Source organism: Azospirillum brasilense (assembly GCF_022023855.1).
Taxonomy (GTDB): domain Bacteria; phylum Pseudomonadota; class Alphaproteobacteria; order Azospirillales; family Azospirillaceae; genus Azospirillum; species Azospirillum brasilense_F.
Genome location: NZ_CP059452.1, coordinates 300,546 through 319,207, shown reverse-complemented (window position 1 = coordinate 319,207; position 18,662 = coordinate 300,546). Strand labels below are relative to the sequence as shown.

The 18,662-nt window shown below is 68.0% G+C and carries 12 protein-coding genes; 5 read left to right on the top strand and 7 right to left on the bottom strand.

Features of this window, described 5'->3' with window-relative positions; genetic code table 11:
• Positions 1-14: 14 nt before the first annotated feature.
• On the bottom strand, positions 15-2,009 hold the full coding sequence (locus tag H1Q64_RS27990; protein WP_237907670.1) for a methyl-accepting chemotaxis protein: 1,995 nt from the start codon (positions 2,007-2,009) through the stop codon (positions 15-17).
• A gap of 349 nt (positions 2,010-2,358) precedes the next feature.
• Here H1Q64_RS27990 and H1Q64_RS27985 point away from each other — a divergent pair, with 349 nt between their 5' ends.
• Complete coding sequence (locus tag H1Q64_RS27985) at positions 2,359-4,353, top strand: methyl-accepting chemotaxis protein (RefSeq protein ID WP_237907669.1); 1,995 nt, start codon at positions 2,359-2,361, stop codon at positions 4,351-4,353.
• A 26-nt stretch (positions 4,354-4,379) separates the two neighbouring features.
• Here H1Q64_RS27985 and H1Q64_RS27980 read toward each other — a convergent pair whose 3' ends face one another.
• The 3 genes from H1Q64_RS27980 to H1Q64_RS27970 all read right to left on the bottom strand — a co-directional run bounded on the left by H1Q64_RS27980 (position 4,380) and on the right by H1Q64_RS27970 (position 7,182).
• Positions 4,380-4,973 (bottom strand): DUF4142 domain-containing protein, encoded by a 594-nt coding sequence (locus H1Q64_RS27980; RefSeq protein ID WP_237907668.1) that lies wholly within the window; start codon positions 4,971-4,973, stop codon positions 4,380-4,382.
• Positions 4,974-5,229: 256 nt separating this feature from the next.
• Positions 5,230-5,601 carry a c-type cytochrome gene (locus H1Q64_RS27975; protein WP_237907667.1) on the bottom strand — a complete coding sequence of 124 codons (372 nt, stop codon included), beginning with the start codon at positions 5,599-5,601 and terminating at the stop codon, positions 5,230-5,232.
• Between the two features lie 294 nt (positions 5,602-5,895).
• The gene (locus tag H1Q64_RS27970) at positions 5,896-7,182 is read right to left on the bottom strand and encodes a pentapeptide repeat-containing protein (protein WP_237907666.1); all 1,287 of its coding nucleotides are present in this window, start codon (positions 7,180-7,182) and stop codon (positions 5,896-5,898) included.
• 427 nt (positions 7,183-7,609) lie between these two features.
• On the opposite strand from H1Q64_RS27970, the gene H1Q64_RS27965 reads away from it, so the two are divergent.
• The 4 genes from H1Q64_RS27965 (at position 7,610) to H1Q64_RS27950 (ending at position 15,919) form a co-directional block, all read left to right on the top strand.
• The gene (locus H1Q64_RS27965; protein ID WP_237907665.1) at positions 7,610-8,044 is read left to right on the top strand and encodes a response regulator; all 435 of its coding nucleotides are present in this window, start codon (positions 7,610-7,612) and stop codon (positions 8,042-8,044) included.
• A gap of 147 nt (positions 8,045-8,191) precedes the next feature.
• Positions 8,192-13,135, top strand: coding sequence for a HAMP domain-containing protein (locus H1Q64_RS27960; protein ID WP_237907718.1), 4,944 nt, complete (start codon positions 8,192-8,194; stop codon positions 13,133-13,135).
• A 10-nt stretch (positions 13,136-13,145) separates the two neighbouring features.
• A complete protein-coding gene (locus tag H1Q64_RS27955; RefSeq protein ID WP_237907664.1) occupies positions 13,146-15,230 on the top strand; it encodes a response regulator in 2,085 nt (694 codons plus the stop codon).
• A 104-nt stretch (positions 15,231-15,334) separates the two neighbouring features.
• The gene (locus H1Q64_RS27950) at positions 15,335-15,919 is read left to right on the top strand and encodes an RT0821/Lpp0805 family surface protein (RefSeq protein WP_237907663.1); all 585 of its coding nucleotides are present in this window, start codon (positions 15,335-15,337) and stop codon (positions 15,917-15,919) included.
• Positions 15,920-15,925: 6 nt separating this feature from the next.
• On the opposite strand, the gene H1Q64_RS27945 is transcribed toward H1Q64_RS27950, so the two are convergent.
• From H1Q64_RS27945 to H1Q64_RS27935, 3 genes are read right to left on the bottom strand one after another with little or no spacing between them, the layout of a single operon-like run.
• On the bottom strand, positions 15,926-16,720 hold the full coding sequence (locus H1Q64_RS27945) for a DUF3108 domain-containing protein (protein ID WP_237907662.1): 795 nt from the start codon (positions 16,718-16,720) through the stop codon (positions 15,926-15,928).
• A 10-nt stretch (positions 16,721-16,730) separates the two neighbouring features.
• Positions 16,731-17,027: a GNAT family N-acetyltransferase gene (locus H1Q64_RS27940; RefSeq protein WP_014242492.1), complete on the bottom strand. Its 297-nt coding sequence runs from the start codon at positions 17,025-17,027 to the stop codon at positions 16,731-16,733.
• Positions 17,024-18,637, bottom strand: coding sequence for an alpha-amylase family glycosyl hydrolase (locus tag H1Q64_RS27935; RefSeq protein WP_237907717.1), 1,614 nt, complete (start codon positions 18,635-18,637; stop codon positions 17,024-17,026). Before H1Q64_RS27935 ends, H1Q64_RS27940 begins: the two co-directional genes overlap by 4 nt.
• Between the last annotated feature and the right edge of the window lie 25 nt (positions 18,638-18,662).

Below are 18,662 nucleotides of genomic sequence, written 5' to 3'. Positions count from 1 at the left end.
TCCGAAGGAACCGGCTACTCGGCGGCCTCGGCGAGGGTCCGGGCGAAATCGCGCTCCATCTCGTCGAGCAGACGGACCACCTCCGCCGAGGCCCGCTTCATCTCGGCGGCGTGGCGTTCGGCCTCCATGCGGTTGCCGGCCTGGAGGGCGAGCAGCGTCTCGCGGCCCGACTCATGGACGGTCCGGTGCGGGGTGGCCATGCCCTTGTAGGTCGACAGGCGCATCGTCCGGGGATCGTTCACGCTGTCGTACCAGCGGCCGAGGCGGCAGGAGTGATGGGTGGACAGGTCCGCCGGCAGAAGCGTGCGCTGGCCGCCCACCGCTTCCATGATCTTGTCCACGAAGGCGAGATGGTCCTGCTTGGCCAGCCGGACCAGTTCGCCCACCCCGTCGCGGCTCATCCGGTCAACCTCCTCGCGGCCGATCTTGCGCTCGTCGAAGCGGATGTGCAGCCGGTTGTCGTGCCGCGCCACCACCGACCCGCGCAGGGACAGTTTGTAACCGGGAAGCGACACGGTGACCTGCCCGCCGGTGGGCGCCGCCCCCTTCGTCTCGGCGTAGCAGCCGCATTCGGAGATGTCGCGGACCAGCGCCGGCGTCTGGTCCACGCTGCCGTCCAGCAGAACCGGGCGGCGGCGCGTGTGCCGCCGGTTCGCCAGATCGGAGGAGGTGCGGATGGCCCGCGCCAGCAGGGACGGCAGGGTGTCCAGCGCCTCCTGCATGCGGTTGGCGCTTTCGCCGACTGTGTAGGCCACGGTGGTGGCACGCTGCGTCTCGCCGCCGACCTCGGTCATCCGGCTGGCGATGCCGCGGAAGATACCGGCGACCTCGCCGATGTTGCGGGCGATCTCGCGCGAGGCGGAGGACTGCTCCTCCACCGCCGCGGCGATCGAGGAATTGATCTCCTGCATGGTGGTGATGGTGGTGGCCACCCCGTCCATGCCGGTGATTGCCTGCTCGGCCACCGCCTGGATGGCGCCGACCTTGGCGGCGATCTCGTCCGCCGCCTTGGCCGACTGCCCGGCGAGATTTTTCACCTCGGTCGCCACCACGGCAAAGCCCTTGCCGGCTTCCCCGGCCCGCGCCGCCTCAATGGTTGCGTTCAGCGCCAGCAGGTTGGTCTGCCCGGCGATGGCACGGATAAGGTTCAGGATGCCGCCGATCTCCTGCGCCGCGGTGCTGAGCTGCGCCATGATCTGGCGGGCCTCGCCGCTCTTCTCCACCGCCTCCCCGGCGATCCGGGAGGCTCCGCCGACCTGCTCCGAGATTTCGCCGACCGCGGCCTGAAGCTGCTCCGCCCCCGCGGCGACGGTCTGGGCGGCATCCAGCGCCTCCGCTGTGTCGGTGGAGGTGCCGGTGATGCTGTCCTTCACCGCCGCGCAGACGCCGTCGAGATCGCCGACCGTGCGGCGCAGATCCGCGGTGTAGCTGGCAACGCTGTCCACCACCTCGTTGGCTTCGTGGTCGATGGAATCGACCATCGCATCCACCGCCTGGAGCCGCTCGTCGATCAGGCGGTCCCAATAGATGGACAGCGCGGCGTCCAGATCCATCAGCACCGCCGACACCACGGCGCGCTGCATGGTCACGATCGAGCCGAGCCGGCTGCCGGTCAGCAGCGTGCCGCCCATGCTCTGCGCCAGGGCGGCCATGATCTCGCCCAGGATGAAGGCGTAGCCGCCGACGTACCAGCTCGGGCTCAGCCCGATGCGGTGGTGGGCGATGCCGACGGCGCGCACGGACTCCTTGTAGCCATCGTCGAAACGGCCTTCGAACAGCCGGGTCCAGTGCGCGATCTGGGCGCGCTTGGCCCCTTCGACCTGCGCCGGATTGGCGAACAGGCCGGCCAGTTCGGGCTGGGCCATCGTGCGGGCGTAGAAGCGGTCCAGAATTCCCGGCAGGGCTTTGGAGATGATCGGCAACGCCTGCCGCAGACTGCCGACCGAATCCGGTCCCAAATCGAAATAGGCGGTCTTGGTGACGTCAAGGGCGTGCAGGGTGTCCGGCATGGCGAATGTTTGTATTCTGTAATGAACGAACGCCAACCGATAACATTTCCTCTACACCGAAGGTATCTCTAAAAGGAATTCGCGTGCGACATGCTGTCCCACTTCATGATTAACAGATGGTTTATTTTGCTCAATGCGCAACATGAACGCAATGAATAAACCTTGAAATACAAACACTTTTCTCAAGACAGCTGACGAAAGCCGCAACAGCACCTTCACATTGCATGAATCCGGTGCGTCCCGAGGTTGACGAAACTATTTGTTACAAATGCGCGACAAAGGTTACCAATGCCCCGCCTTCCCGGTGCTTCCGGGGCGACCCGACGATTTTTCAAGGAGTTTTCGGCCGATGAATCCCCTCCGCACGCTCAGCCTTGCGACAAAGCTGACCATTCTGTGCACGCTCGGCCTGATTGCCTTGTCCGGCGCCCTGACCTACGCGACGATCGTCAAGGTCACCTCCAGCATCAGCAAGGACGCGGCGGAGCGGAGGGAGCAGGCGATCACCAACTTCCGGATGCTGCTCGACCAGAAAGGATCCGAGTACCGGCTCAAGGACGGCGCGCTGTACATCGACGATTTCAAGCTGGACGGCGCGAACGACATCGTCGACACCGTCCGCAGCGTGACCGGCGGCGTGGCCACCATCTTCCGCGGCGACACCCGCGTGGCAACCAACATCCACAACCCGGACGGCAGCCGGGCCGTCGGGACGAAGCTGGCGCGCGGCCCCGTCTACAGCGCCGTCATCGACGGCAAGGAGCCCTTCCGCGGTGAGGCCGACATCCTGGGCGAAGCCTATTTCACCGCCTACGACCCGATCATCGACCAGAACGGCGAGGTCATCGGTGTCCTGTTCGTCGGCCTCAAGAAGAGCGTCGCGTTGCGCGTTTTGGAGGAGGTGGTCCCCAACATCATCCAGGTGGCGGCGGTCATCACCGTCGTCATGGCCCTGGTGATGCTGCTGGTGGTCCGGCGCCAGTTCCGCACGCTGGACCAGATCCGCGGCACCATGTTCCAGCTGGCCGACGAGCGCTACGAGGTGACGGTCCCCGGCCTGGAGCGCCAGGACGAGATCGGCGCCATGGCCAAGACCGTCGAGGTCTTCCGCCAGAAGGGCATCGACAACCAGCGCCTGCGCGAGGCGCAGGAGCGCGAGCGCCGCGAGGCCGAGGCCGCCAAGATCGCCGCCCTGGAATCCATGGCCCGCACGGTGGAGCAGGAAACCCGCACCGCCGTGGACCGCGTCGCCGAACGGTCCGTCTCGATGGACAGCAACGCCCAGGCGATGGCCAGCTCGGCCGAGACCGTCTCCGCCAACTCGCAAAGCGTGGCGGCTGCGGCGGAACAGGCGCTGGGCAACGCCCAGGCCGTGGCGGCGGCCACCGACCAGCTCACCGCCTCCATCGCCGAGATCACCGGCCAGGTCACCTTCGCCAGCCAGATTTCCCGCCGCGCCGTGGAAAGCGGCCGCAAGACCGAGGACGTGGTGCTCTCCCTGTCCGAGGCCATCGGCCACATCGGGGAGGTCGCCACTTTCATCCAGGACATCGCCAGCCAGACCAATCTGCTGGCGTTGAACGCAACGATCGAGGCGGCGCGCGCCGGCGAGGCCGGCAAGGGCTTCGCGGTGGTGGCTCAGGAGGTGAAGAACCTCGCCACCCAAACCTCCAAGTCGGCGGAAGAGATTTCCCGCCAGATCACCGACCTGCAGAGCATGACCGCCGGTGCCGTCGACGCGGTGCAGGACATCGGGCGGACCATCACCGAGATCGACGGCGTCGCCAGCAGCATCGCCAGCGCCATGGACGAGCAGGGTGCCGCGACCAGCGAGATCTCGCGCAACGTCGGCCAGACCGCCGCCGCCGCGCAGGAGGTGTCGTCCCGCATCGCCCACGTGTCGGAGGAGGCGGCGGTGACCGGCAGTCGCGCCGACGAGGTGCGCCGGGTGGCGTCCGACGTGGCGGGAAGCATCGACCAACTCCGCGAGATGCTGGTCCGCGCCGTGCGCACCGCCACGCCGGAGGTGGACCGCCGCCGCGCCCCGCGCTTCGAGGTCAATCTGCCCTGCACCATCGCCGGGGCGGTGGGATCGCTATCGGGACAGCTCACCAACCTGTCGGAAGGCGGCGCCACGATCCGCGGTCTCGACCGGTCGCAGGTCGGCAGCCGTGGCGTGCTGACCATTCCCAGTTGCACCGTCTCCATCCCCTTCGCGGTGCTGGGGGGCAAGGAGCAGGATCTGCATGTCCGGTTCGAACTGACGCCGGACGTCGCCGACCGCTTCGCCGCGGACGTCCAACGTCTCACCGCGGGCCTGCACCCGCTTCCGGCGGTCGCCTGAGGCGGATCGTCGGGCCAAGCCCGCCGCTACGGCAATTGTGCCAGCGGGTTGCCGAGCGCGCGCAGTTCGCGCGCGTGCATTTGCAGGCCGGGCAACCATTTGGCGGCGAAGGCCCGGACGTCCGGATCAGTCCCGCCCTGGGACTGCGCGTTGAACAGGGCGATCGACACCTCGTGCTCGGCGATCTGCTGCTGCAGATACTGCCGGTCGAATGCGGTGCCCTGAAGCGAGGCCAACGCGTCGGCGACCGCCTGCCGGCCCGGGTCCGGGGCGGTGGGTGGCATGACGCCCTTGGCTTGGGCGAGCCGGGCAAGTTCCTGGTTGGCTTGGGTGTGGTCGGCGGCGATGCGCCGGCCGAGGTCGCGCACGGTGGCGCTGGACGCCTGCCGCTGGGCCAGCGTGCCCATCGCCACCTCGCCGAAGCCGCCGTAGGCCGCCTGGGTCAGAAAGGACTGGTCCGCCACCGTCAACGTCGAGGAGGCGCCAGACCCGGTGCTTCCCATCTGGGACGTGGAGGCACCGGAACTGCCCATCGGTGGCACGAGGCCCGGCTCGCTTGAACAGGCGGCGAGCGTGAGGATGGACACGGCGGCAAGGGCCGCGGTTCGCAGCATGGGCATTCCGACCTCCCGATATGCAATCTTGCGTTGGGACACACGGGTCCCCCAACAGCCTCCTGTTCTCCTTGTGCCTGACGATGAGCGTTTTTACGGGCCCCCTGTCCACAAAGGCAGGTTGATAGGTGCCATCCTCATAGGATGGACCGCAGGGAGACGGGCGGCCCTAACCGGACGGGCGTGACCTTACGGCCGGGCGCCGGACGCAGGAGGGGCCGTCGCCCCTCCCGTTCCCGCAGCGCATGTCCTTGCGGACGTGTCAGCTGTTCTTCTTGAGGAAAGCAATCAGGTCCTTGCGGGCCTGCTCGTTCTTCACGCCGGCGAAGGCCATCTTGTTGCCGGGGACCGTGCCCTTCGGATCGGTCAGGTACTTGTCGAGATTGGCCTCGTCCCAGGCAAGTCCGGCGCCCTTCATCGCATCGGAATACTTGAAGCTCTCGATGGAGCCCGACGCGCGGCCGACGACGCCATGCAGGTTCGGGCCGACGCGGTTGGGGCCGCCGGCCTCGATGGTGTGGCAGGCCTTGCACTGGTTGAACACCTTCTCTCCCGCATCGGCGTCCTGCGCCGAGGCGATGCCGGGAAGGGCGGCGAACAGGCCGAAGGCCAGAACGGCAACATTACGCTTCATTGCACTATCCTCGATTTCCAATGCCCAAAAGACAGGCACGGCCACCCAAGGCCCGCAGGACGTCCTGCGTTCTTCGCTTCGCCACGATCAATATTCGTCGCATCGGCGCGCGGCGTCCGCCGGTCCGTTACTTGGCCTCGATCATGACAAGCGGCTTGGGAAACCAGCCGCCACCTCGGCCGGCGTTTTAATCCCCGCATGCTGGTATGCACAATGCCGGGAATGGGCGGAGGGTAGCCCCTGCGACAAAATGCCCGACTCTTTTCGAAAATTTTTCGGGATTAAAATTTCTGGTCACTTCAACCGGCAATGGACCAGCGTCGTTCCTGTGGTGTTGGCCTTCTCGATGTCGGTGTCGCGCAGGTCGGCTCCCGACAGATTGCAGTTGGTCAGGTCCGCCCCGGCCAACCGTGCACCGCGCAGATCGGCGCCGCGGATGTCGCTGTCGGCCAGTTGGGCGTTGCGCAGATTCGTCGGCCACAGGCGCCCGGTGGACTGGCCATCCGCCGCCAGAAGCTCGATGGCCCGCATCACCGCGTTGCGCATCATGGCGCGGGTCAGGTCGCAGCCCTCGAAGCAGGCGCCGGACAGTTCCGAATTCTCGAAACAGGCCTCCCGCATGCGGCAGCTGGGAAACTGGGCGATCTGCAGCTTGCTGTCGCGGAAGCTCGCCCGCGTAAAGTCGCAGTTGCGGAAGATCGCCCCGCTCAGGTCGCAGCCATCGAAATCGGCCCCGACGAAGGCCCCGTCCGACACGTCGAACCGCTTGCCCTGCTTGCCGTTGCTGTTGATCCAGCGGACATGGCCGTCCAGCCCCTCCCGGATTTCCGGCGGGAAGTCCGATTGGTTGCGGTGGTAGATGGCGCCCATCATCCGCGCCTCCGCCCAATCGGCGGTGGCCATGGAGACGTTGCGCAGTTCGGCGTCGCGCAGGTCGGCGCCCTGGAAGGTGGCACCGGCAACGACGGCATTGTTGAGGATGGCGCCCTTCAGCTTCGCCATGCTGAAATCGGCGCCGCGCAGATCCGCGCCGCTGAGGTTGGCGCCGAACAGGGCGGCGTTGCTGAAGTCCGCCCCCTCCAGGCTGGCGCGGGTCAGGTTGGCGCCAGTCAGATCGGCGTCGGTGAAATTCGCGTTGACCAGCACGGCTTCGCGAAGCGCCGCCTCCTGCCGGGCCTTGCGCCGGTCCTTCCACAGCACGAGCTGGCCGGGACGGAGGTCCGCCCGCTCGAACAGGGTGTTGCGCAGACAGGCCTTGGTGAAGTTCGCCCCGCGCATGTCCGCCCCGACCAGCGAGGCCTCCCGCAGATCGGCGGAGACGAAGCTGGCGCCGAACAGATCCGCTCCGTCGAAGTTGCAACGCTGGAGGACGCTGCGCCGGAAATTCGCTCCGGTCAGAATAGCGTCCGACAGGAGCAGCCCCGTCAGGTCGAAGCCGGTCAGGTCCGCCGCCTTCAATTGAAGGCGCAAACCGTTTGGGCGCGCCGCCAGATAGAGCCGGTGGGCTCTGATGGCCTGCGCGAGATCCTCCAGGCTCAGGTCTGTCCCATCACCCGGCCCGCTTGTCGGGGCACCGCTCATCCCGCTCCCCAGAACCCCTGCAATCGACTCCACGCCCGCCTCGTGGACAGTAGCAAGTTTACGCGCAAAATTACTTGCAAAATTGTTAAAAATGCTGCACATCTCTACATAGCTGCCGCGCGTTTCCACCGCACATTTCAATCGAACCCAAGAAAAGACGGTCCAAACGCACCGGATTCGCGCTATTCCATATTGAATTTAAGGAATATGCTTGCTCTCTTTTGGAGTGCAGTCACCCTACTGGGTATAACCTGTTGGGGGTATTTGACCTTTTCTCCCTTAATTGCCTCACCCCTCCGTGCTACTCGTCCCGGTCAGCTTCGCCGGCATCCGACGTCTCCGCTCGGGTTTCGGCGGCGGGCAGGATAGGCGTCCGATCGGCGCCGTTCCCGCACCGCAGCCGGCAGAACGACAAGAGGGATAAGGGATGACCAACCCGATCAACAGGTCACCAGGGGCCGGGGCGGACGGGACCGCGCCCTCCGCAGCCACAACCCCCGTCCGGGTCCTGGTCGTCGAGGATGAGACGATCGTCGCCATGTATCTGACCGATATGCTGGAGGAGTTGTCCTACGAGGTGTGCGGCGTCGCCGCCAACGCCGCCGACGCGCTGAAGATCGCCGAGCGGGAGCGCCCCGCCCTGGCCCTGGTGGACATTGGCCTCGCCGGTCCGCAGGACGGCATCGAGACCGCGCACGCCCTGCGCGAGCGCTTCGCCGTGGGCAGCATCTTCATGTCCGGGGCCAGCGATCCCGTCCTGCTGGAGCGCGCCCGCGCCGCCGGCCCGCACGGCTTCATCCAGAAGCCCTACGACGAGCGCCAATTGAAGACCCTGCTGAACAACGCCGCCCCCCGGCATTAGCCCCCGCCGCCTTCCGCTTGCCGTCCCATGGCTGCACCGCTCCGGCGCGCGGCCATTCCGGCGTTCCGCCGGGCGCGCCGTCGATCCTGCGCGAGGGGACGCCCGAGACACAGGCCTGGACTTCTTAGGGACCCTCGCGTCATGACGATGACCGACGCTCACGACCGGCTTTCTTCCCAGCTTCTCCTGCGCGCGCTGCGCCAGTTCCGCAAGGGCGACTTCTCCGTGCGCCTGCCGCTCGACCTGGATGGGCTGGACGGCGAGATCGCCGCCGCCTTCAACGACGTGGTGGAGATGAACGAAGCCCTGGTGGAGGACGTCGGCCGGGTCAGCGTCGCCATCGGCAAGGAGGGTCGCATTGGCCAGCGGGTGCGCCTGCCCACTGCCTCGGGCGGCTGGGGCGCCTGCGTGGACAGCGTCAACGCCATGGTCGCCGACCTGACCCAGCCGACCCGGGAGATGGCCCGCGTCATCGGCGCGGTCGCCAAAGGAGACCTGTCGCAGTCGATGCCGCTGGAGGTCGACGGGCGTCCGCTCCAGGGCGACTTCCTCCAGACCGCCCGGACGGTCAACCGGATGGTCGAGCAGCTCGTCACCGTCTCGGCGGAGCTGACGCGGGTGGCGCGCGAGGTCGGCATCGAAGGCAAGCTGGGCGAACAGGCCCAGGTGAAGGACGTCGCCGGCACCTGGAAGGACCTCACCGACAACGTCAACCTGATGGCCGCCAACCTGACGGCCCAGGTCCGCAACATCGCCGACGTCACCACAGCGGTGGCGAAGGGCGACCTGTCGCGCAAGATCACCGTGGACGTGAAGGGCGAAATCCGCGAGCTGAAGGATACCATCAACACGATGGTCGACCAGCTCAACAGCTTCGCCTCGGAAGTCACCCGCGTCGCCCGCGAGGTCGGCAGCGAGGGAAAGCTGGGCGGACAGGCCCAGGTGAAGGGTGTGGCTGGCACCTGGAAGGACCTCACCGACAACGTCAACCTGCTGACCGGCAACCTGACCAATCAGGTCCGCAACATCGCCGACGTGACGACCGCCGTCGCCAACGGCGACCTGTCGCGCAAGATCACCGTGGACGTGAAGGGCGAAATCCGCGAGTTGAAGGACACCATCAACACGATGGTCGACCAGCTCAACAGCTTCGCCTCGGAAGTCACCCGCGTCGCCCGCGAGGTCGGCACCGAAGGAAAGCTGGGCGGACAGGCCCAGGTGAAGGGCGTTGCCGGCACCTGGAAGGACCTCACCGACAACGTCAACGCGATGGCCACCAACCTGACCAGCCAGGTCCGCAACATCGCGGAGGTCACCACGGCGGTGGCGAAGGGCGACCTGTCGCGCAAGATCACCGTGGACGTGAGGGGCGAGATCCTGGAGCTGAAGGACACCATCAACACGATGGTCGACCAGCTCAACAGCTTCGCCTCGGAAGTCACCCGCGTCGCCCGCGAGGTCGGCAGCGAGGGCAAGCTGGGCGGTCAGGCCCAGGTGAAGGGTGTGGCCGGCACCTGGAAGGACCTCACCGACAACGTCAACCTGCTGACCGGCAACCTGACCAATCAGGTCCGAAACATCGCCGACGTGACCACGGCCGTTGCCAACGGCGACCTGTCGCGCAAGATCACAGTCGACGTGAAGGGCGAGATCCTGGAGCTGAAGGACACCATCAACACGATGGTCGACCAGCTCAACAGCTTCGCCAGCGAGGTCACCCGCGTCGCCCGCGAGGTCGGCACCGAAGGGAAGCTGGGCGGACAGGCCCAAGTGAAGGGCGTCGCCGGCACCTGGAAGGACCTCACCGACAACGTCAACATGATGGCCGCCAACCTGACCGGTCAGGTGCGCGGCATCGCCGAGGTCGTGACGGCGGTCGCCGAGGGCAACCTGAAGCGCAAGCTGACCGTCGCGGCGCGCGGCGAGATCGCGGCGCTGGCCGACACCATCAACGGCGTGATCGAGACGCTGGCCATCTTCGCCGATCAGGTCACCAACGTGGCGCGCGAGGTCGGCATCGAAGGCAAGCTGGGCGGGCAGGCGAAGGTCCCCGGCGCCACCGGCGTGTGGGGCGACCTGACCGACAACGTGAACCAGCTCGCCGCCAACCTGACCACCCAGGTCCGCGCCATCGCCGAGGTAGCGACCGCGGTGACCAAGGGCGACCTCACCCGCTCCATCGCCGTCGAGGCGTCGGGCGAGGTGGCCTCCCTGAAGGACAACATCAACGAGATGATCCGCAACCTGCGCGACACGACGCAGAAGAACGCGGAACAGGACTGGCTGAAGACCAACATCGCCAAATTCACCCGAATGCTCCAGGGCGAGCGCGATCTGGTGACCGTCACCAACATGATCCTGTCGGAGATCGCGCCGCTGGTGAACGCCCAGCACGGCGTCTTCTACGTCACCAGCCGAGAGGGCGACGAGCCGGTCCTCGATCTGGTCGCCAGCTACGCCCTGAAGGAGCGCGACGGGCTGGGCACCCGCTTCACGCTGAAACAGGGACTGGTCGGCCAGTGCGCCCACGAGAAAAAGCCGATCCTGCTGACCAACGTGCCGAAGGACTATGTGCGCATCAGCTCCGGCCTCGGCGAGGCGGCGCCGCTCAACATCATCGTCCTGCCCGTGCTGTTCGAGAACGAGGTGAACGCCGTGCTTGAGCTGGCCTCCTTCGGCCATTTCAGCGAGACGCACCGCTCCTTCCTGGAGCAGCTGACGGAAAGCATCGGGATCGTCCTCAACACCATCGCCACCAACATGCGGACCGAAGGGCTGCTCAAGCAGTCGCAGCGCCTGACCGCCGAGCTGCAGAGCCAGCAGGAGGAGCTGAAGACCACCAACGAGCGGCTGGAGCATCAGGCCGCCTCGCTCCGCCAGTCGGAGGAGCTGCTGATGGCCCAGCAGGAAAAGCTGCGCCAGACCAACGAGGCGCTGGAGGAGAAGGCGGAGCAGCTCTCCCTCACCTCCAAATACAAGTCGCAGTTCCTGGCGAACATGAGCCATGAGCTGCGCACCCCGCTGAACAGCCTGCTGATCCTGTCCAAGCTGCTGTCGGACAACGGCGACCACAACCTGACCCCCCGGCAGGTGGAGTTCGCCCGCACCATCAACGCCGCCGGGTCCGACCTGCTGAACCTCATCAACGACATCCTCGACCTGTCGAAGATCGAATCCGGCACGGTCACGCTGGAGATCGGCGCGGTGGTGCTGGACGACCTGCGCGGCCATGTCGAGCGCACCTTCGCCCAGCTCGCCGAGGAGAAGGGGCTGCGCTTCGACATCGACATGACCCCGCCGCTGCCCGCGGCCATCCAGACCGACCAGAAGCGGCTGGAGCAGGTGCTGAACAACCTGCTGTCCAACGCCTTCAAGTTCACCGAGACCGGCGGCGTCACCTTCCGGGTCGGGCTGGCCGGCGAGGGCTGGAGCGCTGCCCACCCCGTGCTGAATGCGGCGGAGGGGGTGCTGGCCTTCACCGTCGTCGACACCGGCATCGGCATTCCCGAGAACAAGCAGCGCATCATCTTCGAGGCGTTCCAGCAGGCCGACGGAACGACCAGCCGCAAATACGGCGGCACCGGCCTCGGCCTGTCGATCAGCCGCGAGATCGCCCGCCTGCTCGGCGGCGAGATCCGCGTGCAGAGCGAGTCCGGGGCGGGCAGCGCCTTCACGCTCTACGTGCCGATGGAGTTCGACATCGCCCGTTACGGCGACCCGGCGCCGAAGCTGGCGCCCTTCCCGACGCCGACGCGGCCCATCGTGGTGCCGGGGCCGGAGGAGCGGCTGGCGCTGCCGCAGCACCACCCCGTCGCCGACGACCGCGAGCGCATCCGCCCCGGCGATCCGGTGGTTCTGATCGTCGAGGACGACGTGAAGTTCGCCTCGATCCTGGTCGATCTGGCGCGGGAGAAGGGCTTCAAGGCGATCCTTTCCCACGCCGGAAGCCCGGCTATGCCGATGGCCCGCAAATACCGGCCGGACGCGGTGATGCTGGACATCGGCCTGCCGGACATCGACGGCTGGGCGCTGCTCGACCTGCTGAAGCGCGATCCGCACACCCGCCACATCCCGGTCCACGTCATCTCCGCCAAGGAGGAGCGGCGCCGCGGCCTCGCCATGGGCGCCTTCGACTACACCGAGAAGCCGGCCGACCGCGAGGCGATCTTCGCGGCACTCGCCAAGGTCAAGGGCTTCGTGGAGCGCCACCAGCGCCGGCTGCTGATCGTCGAGAAGGTTCCCAACCCGGAGACCGGCGGCATCGCCGGCCTGATCGACCACGACAAGGGCGTCGGGGGCGGGGGCGGTGACGACATCGACATCAGCACCGTCACCTCCGCCGAGGCCGCCCGCGCCCTGCTGGCGCACGAGCGGTTCGACTGCATGGTGCTCGACCTGACCATCCCCCAGCCCAGCGATTTTGAGCTGATCGACAGCCTGCGCACCCGTGATTCCACCGCCTGGATGCCGGTCGTCGCCTATGTCAGCGACGCCATCGCGCCGGAGGATGAGGCGCGGCTGCGCCGGCTGGCCGAAACGGTGGTGCTGCGCAGCGTCCATTCCGCGGACTCGCTGCTCGACGAGACGGCGCTGTTCCTGCACCGGGCGGTGGACCGGCTGCCCGACGACAAGCGCAACGCGCTCGACCAGATCCGCCAGCGCGACCCAGTGCTGGCGGGCCGCAAGGCGCTGATCGTGGACGACGATTTCCGCAACATCTTCTCGCTTGCCAGCGTCCTGGAGGCCCACGACATGACGGTGCTGCACGCCGAGAGCGGGCCGGAGGGGCTGGACCTGCTGAAGGCGCACCCCGACCTCGACGTGGCGCTGGTGGACATCATGATGCCGCTGATGGACGGCTATCAGACCATCCGGGAAATCCGCGCCACCGCAGCCGGGCGCGGCCTTCCGGTGATCGCCGTCACCGCCAAGGCGATGAAGGGCGACCGCGAGAAGTGCATCGAGGCGGGAGCGACCGACTATCTCGCCAAGCCGGTGGACATCGACCACCTGCTGTCGCTGCTGCGGGTCTGGGCCGGACGCCGGCAGGACGACGGCCCCGCCGTAGGCCACAACGCCGGACGGGAGTGAGGAGAAGCCCATGCCCCACACCCAGATTCCCAGCATCACCGAGATCGAGGACGCCACCCTGCCGCCGCCGGAGGTCCGCGTGCTCGTCGTGGACGACGATCCGCGGAACCTGCTGGCGATGCGGGAGACCCTGGCCGACCTCGACGCCACGGTGATCCTCGCCCGCTCCGGCGAGGAGGCGCTGAAGCGCGTGCTCGACCAGGACTTCGCGGCGATCCTGATGGACGTCCACATGCCCGGCATGGACGGCTACGAGACGGCGGAGTTGATCCGCAACCGCCGCAAGTCGCGGCACATCCCCATCCTGTTCCTGACCGCCATCAACAAGGACGAGATGCACATCTTCCGCGGCTATTCCGCGGGGGCGGTCGACTACATGTTCAAGCCGGTGGACCCGGTCATCCTGCGCAGCAAGGTCACTGTATTCGTCGAACTGTACCGCAAGACGGAGGAGGTCAAGCGCCAAGCAGCATTGCGCGAGCGGCTGATGGCCGAGAACTACCGCGTGCGGGCCGAGAAGCTGGAGGCCGAACAGGCGCTCCGCCGATCGGAGGAGCGGCAGGCGATGATCGCCCGCTCCCTGCCGATCCTGCTCTACACCGCCGGGCCGGAGCGCGGCACGCCCTTCCGCTATGTCACCGAGAATGTCGAGGCGCTGTTCGGCTTCCCCGCTGAACGCTTCCTGACGGACGGCGGTTTCTGGGAATCGCGCCTGCACCCGGACGACCGCGAGCGCGCCGCCGTCCAGTTCGACGCGATGCGGCAGGGCGGCGTGTCCACCGTCGAATACCGCTGGCGCGCCGCCGACGGGCAGTACCGCACGCTCCTGGAGAAGGCCATGCTGTTGCCGGGCGAGGGCGGGCGGTCGCCGGAGCTCTGCGGCACGGTGCTGGACGTCACCGACACGCGGGAGCTTCAGCTCCAGCTCGCCCATGTCCAGAAGATGGAGACCATCGGCCAGTTGACCGGGGGCATCGCCCACGACTTCAACAACATGCTGACCGTGGTCATCGGCAGCCTGGAGCGGCTGGGCCGCATGGCCTTCGACGACCCCAAGGCGGCGCGGCGGGTGGAGATGGCCCTTCAGGCGTCGCTGCGCTGCTCCGACCTGACGCGGCGGCTGCTCGCCTTCGCGCGGCGCCAGCAGCTCCACCCCGAGAGCGTGGACATGGAGGCGCTGGTCCGCAACATGGGCGAGTTGATGGAGCGCACTCTGGGCTCGGCGATCACCGTCGAGATCGACAGCGCGCCGTCCCTCTGCCCGGCTCTGGTGGACCGCACTCAGGCGGAATCGGCCCTGCTGAACCTCGTCATCAACGCGCGCGACGCCATGCCGGCGGGCGGAAGACTGACCATCGCCACCGCGATGGTGGAGGCCGAAGAGGGGGATGCGGAGTTGCGCCCCGGACGCTATGTGCGGATGACCGTGAGCGACACCGGCTGCGGCATGCCGCCGGAGGTTCTGGCCCGCGCCTTCGAACCCTTCTTCACCACCAAGGAGATCGGCAAAGGCACCGGGCTGGGGCTCAGCATGATCCACGGCTTCGTGAAGCAGTCGGGCGGGCTGATCCGGGTGGAGAGCGAGCCGGGACGCGGCACCTCCTTCCACCTCCATCTGCCCTGCGCCCCGGCGGCTGTCCATCAGGCGAAGGCGTCCGAGGAGACCGAGGACAGCGGTCCGCTGCCCGGCCAGGGCGAGGTGATCCTGGTGGTGGACGACGACCGCGACGTGCGTCAGGTCGCCGTGCTGACCCTTCAGGATCTGGGCTACACCGTGGTCGAGGCGGAGAACGGGCCGGAGGCGTTGGCCGTGCTGGCCGGGGAGCCGCGGGTGGACCTGCTGTTCACCGACGTGGTGATGCCGGGCGGCATGAACGGGCTGGAGTTGGCCCAGGAGGCGCAGCGGCGCCATCCCGCCCTGAAGGCGCTCTACGCCTCCGGCTACGCCCATGGCGTGGCCGGAGGGCTGACGGGCGAGGGGCCGGGGGCGGAATTCCTGATCAAGCCCTACCGCGACCGCGACCTCGCCCGCGCCGTCCGAAAGGCGCTGGATGGCAGCGTGGCGGATGCCTTCCCGGAGTTGAAGCGCGCCTGACTGTTGCCATCTTCGTCGAAGGTCATTGTCGCCCTTTTGCCTCAACCGTGAGCGGGGCCGTGGTGTTCAGATGACCATCGCGTTGCAATAAAGGAGTAGCCGACGTGTCCGCTGTCCGCCTGTCCGGGATTCGCTTCGCCTCGGTCCTGTGCCTTGGCCTGTCCGTCGCCCTGCCCCTGACCGCCGCGCCGGCCGCGGCGCAGGTGTTCACCCAGGGCGGTTACGGCGCGCCGACCCAAACCAACCCGCAGAGCAGCGGCGGCAACACGACCTTCGGCATCGACAACGACCTGCTGGGCAAACTCGGCGGGGCCGCCGTCGGGGCGCTCGCCGGGTCGCAGATCGGCAAGGGCAGCGGCAACCTGCTGGCCATCGGCGCCGGTGGCCTGCTCGGCTACTTCGCCGGCGGCTATCTGATGGAGCAGTTGAGCCCGGGCAGCCGCAACGCGGCGCAGAGCGCGGAGACCCGCGCGCTGGACGCGCCAGTCGGCCAGACCATCCGCTGGAACAGCCCGGACAGCACGAACACCAGCGGCACCATCACCCCGATCCGCGCCGGGCGCGATTCCGCCGGGCGGGAGTGCAAGGAGTTCCAGCACAAGGTGACCATCGAGGGCCGCCAGGAGTCCGCCACCGGCACCGCCTGCCGCGGCGACGACGGCCAGTGGCGCCTCGCCGCGAATCCGTAACTCCGGTTACAGGCCGGCCTTCACGCCGACGGTGTGGACGAGCACCGTCATGGTGTCGGTCGGCACCTCCACCGTCACGGGAACGACACGCCCACTCTCCGGCGCACGGGCGAACCACACCGTCGCCTTGCGTTCCACCCCCTCGGCGAAGAAGCGGTCCCGGTCGCGGTCGCCCTGGAAGCCGGCAACCGGGCGGACGGTGACCGCGCAGACCTCCGCCGTTCCGGTGGCGATGCGGTAGCGCGACGACGGCAGGTCGCCTTCGCCCTGCGGTGTCATGATGATGTCGTAGCGGCGCCGCCCGTCATAGACGGGGTAGCGTCCGCCGCAGCCGCCCGCCCGGCTGGCGGTCAGGATCACCGCCGCCCCGGCGCTCAATGGATCGATGCTGCCCCGGCGGCTGTCTGGCGGCACCCGCGCCGCCTTGTCGGGGCTGAGCGGGGGATCGGCCGTCACATCCACCCCGTCGGGGCCGAAGGACAGCGTCATGATGTCCTGCTTGCGGCGCAGCCGGCGCTCGCCGCGGAAACGGTCCGGCTGGGCGGCACCGGCCTCCAGCCGCCCAGCGGACTCGGCGTGGTAGCGGAAATTGGTGAAGAGGCCGAGCCAGGGCACCGCCTCTGCCTCCAAGGCCGCCCGGTAGCGGCTGGCGCCTCCCTCCGCCTCCTCCGTCAACACGACGCTGCCGCGCGCCAGGGAGACGCCGCCGCCATAGGCGGCGAAGTCCAGCTCCAGCGTGGCGGCCCGGCCCGCCGCCGGCAGAAGAAACAGCAGGCCGGCGGCCAGGAGAATCCGTTTCACGGCGAACGCCTCACGTCGATGGTCCGCCCTCCGCGACGACCAGATCCTGGTACTCCGGGTGGCGCTGGATGTATTTGGCCACGAAGGGGCAGACCGGCACAACCTTCTGCCCGCTGGAACGCGCGTCCTCCAGCGCGCCGCGCGCGAGCGCGGAGCCGATGCCCTGCCCGGCCATGCTCTCCGGAACCTCCGTGTGGGTGAAGACGATGGCCCCGTCGCGCTTTTCGTACTCCACCACCGCGGTGGCGTCGCCCACGGTCAGCTCGTAACGGTTCTTGGCCGCGTTGTTCTTCACGTCCCCGCTCATTCCCCACCCTTTCCCTTGTCGTTGAAGCCGATCACCACCCCCTCGTCGGGCCGCAGGCGCAGGGCGCCGGACACCGGCTCCCCACCGCGGTCGAGATGGGTGGACAGCCGGATATGGGCAGCGTCCGGCACCGCGTCCACCGTCCGCTCCCCGGCCGACAGGTTCAGCAGGATGCGGAAGCGGCCGGTTCCATGGCGGCGCTCATAGGACAGGATGTCGTTCTCTGCCGACACCGGCTCGTAGCGCCCGACCGACAAGGCCGGCTCCGCCCTCCGCAGAGCCAGAAGGGCGCGGTGCAGTGCCAACATGGAGGACGGGTCGGCCGCCTGCGCCGCGACGTTCACCCGGTCATGGTCGGGACCGAGCGGCAGCCAGGGCTCGCCCGTCGTGAAACCGCCCTGCGGGCTGCCGTCCCAGGGGATCGGCGTGCGCACCGGATCGCGGCCCAGCCCCAGGCCGGGGATGTTCTTCTCCCAGGGGTCCTGCACGCGGTCCGGCGGAATGGGCACGTCGGTCATCCCGATCTCGTCGCCCTGGTAGAGCGTCGGCGTGCCGCGCAGGGTCAGCAGGAGCATGGCCGCCACCCGCGCCTGCCCCGCACCCAGCCGGCTCGCCACGCGGGAGCGGTCGTGGTTGCCGAGCACCCAGTTCGGCCAGCCGCCGGACGGCAGGGCGGCCTCGTAGGTGCGGATCAGCGCGGCCAGCGCCTTCGCCTCCCACGGGGTGGACAGCAGATGGAAGTTGAAGGGAAGCTGAAAGCCCGTCAGGTCGGCGCCGTAATAGGCCATGAGCTGGTCGATGGGCAGATAGGCCTCGCCGATCAGCAGCCGGTCGGGGCCGTACCCGTCCGCCACCCGGCGCATGGCGGCGATGGCGTCGTGCACCTCCGGCTGGTCCACGGTGTGGAGGCGGATCACCCGCCGCACGGGCGACATGCCCTCCCGCCAGCCGGGGTTCGGCGGGTTGTCGCGGAACCGCGCGTCCTTGATCAGGTGATGGATGGCGTCCACCCGGAAGCCGTCCACCCCGCGGTCGAACCAGACGCGCAACGCGTCGAGCATGGCGTCGTGCAGCGCCGGGTTGCGCCAGTTGAGATCCGGCTGCTCCTTCAGATAGGCGTGGTAATAGTATTGGCCGGTCGCCGCGTCCCATTCCCAGGCGGCGCCGCCGAACTCCGACAGCCAGTTGTTGGGGGGGCCGCCATCCGGGGCCGGGTCGCGCCAGATGTACCAGTCCCGCTTGGGATCGCTGCGGGATGAGCGGCTGGCCTGGAACCACGGGTGCCGGTCGGAGCTGTGGTTGGGCACGAAATCCAGGATCAGCCTCATCCCCCGGCGGTGCAACTCCGCCAGCAGCCGGTCGAAATCCTCCATCGTCCCGAACAGCGGGTGGACGCCCGTGTAGTCCGACACGTCGTAGCCGAAATCGGCCATCGGCGACGGGTAGATCGGAGACACCCACAGTGCGTCCACCCCGAGCGCTTGGAGATGGTCAAGCCGGGCCAGGATGCCCGGCAGGTCGCCCACCCCGTCGCCGTTCGAATCCTGGAAGGAGCGCGGGTAGACCTGATAGATCACCCCGCTCTGCCACCACGCGAAGCCGTCCGCCATGAAGCTGTCCGCCATGAGCGGTCCC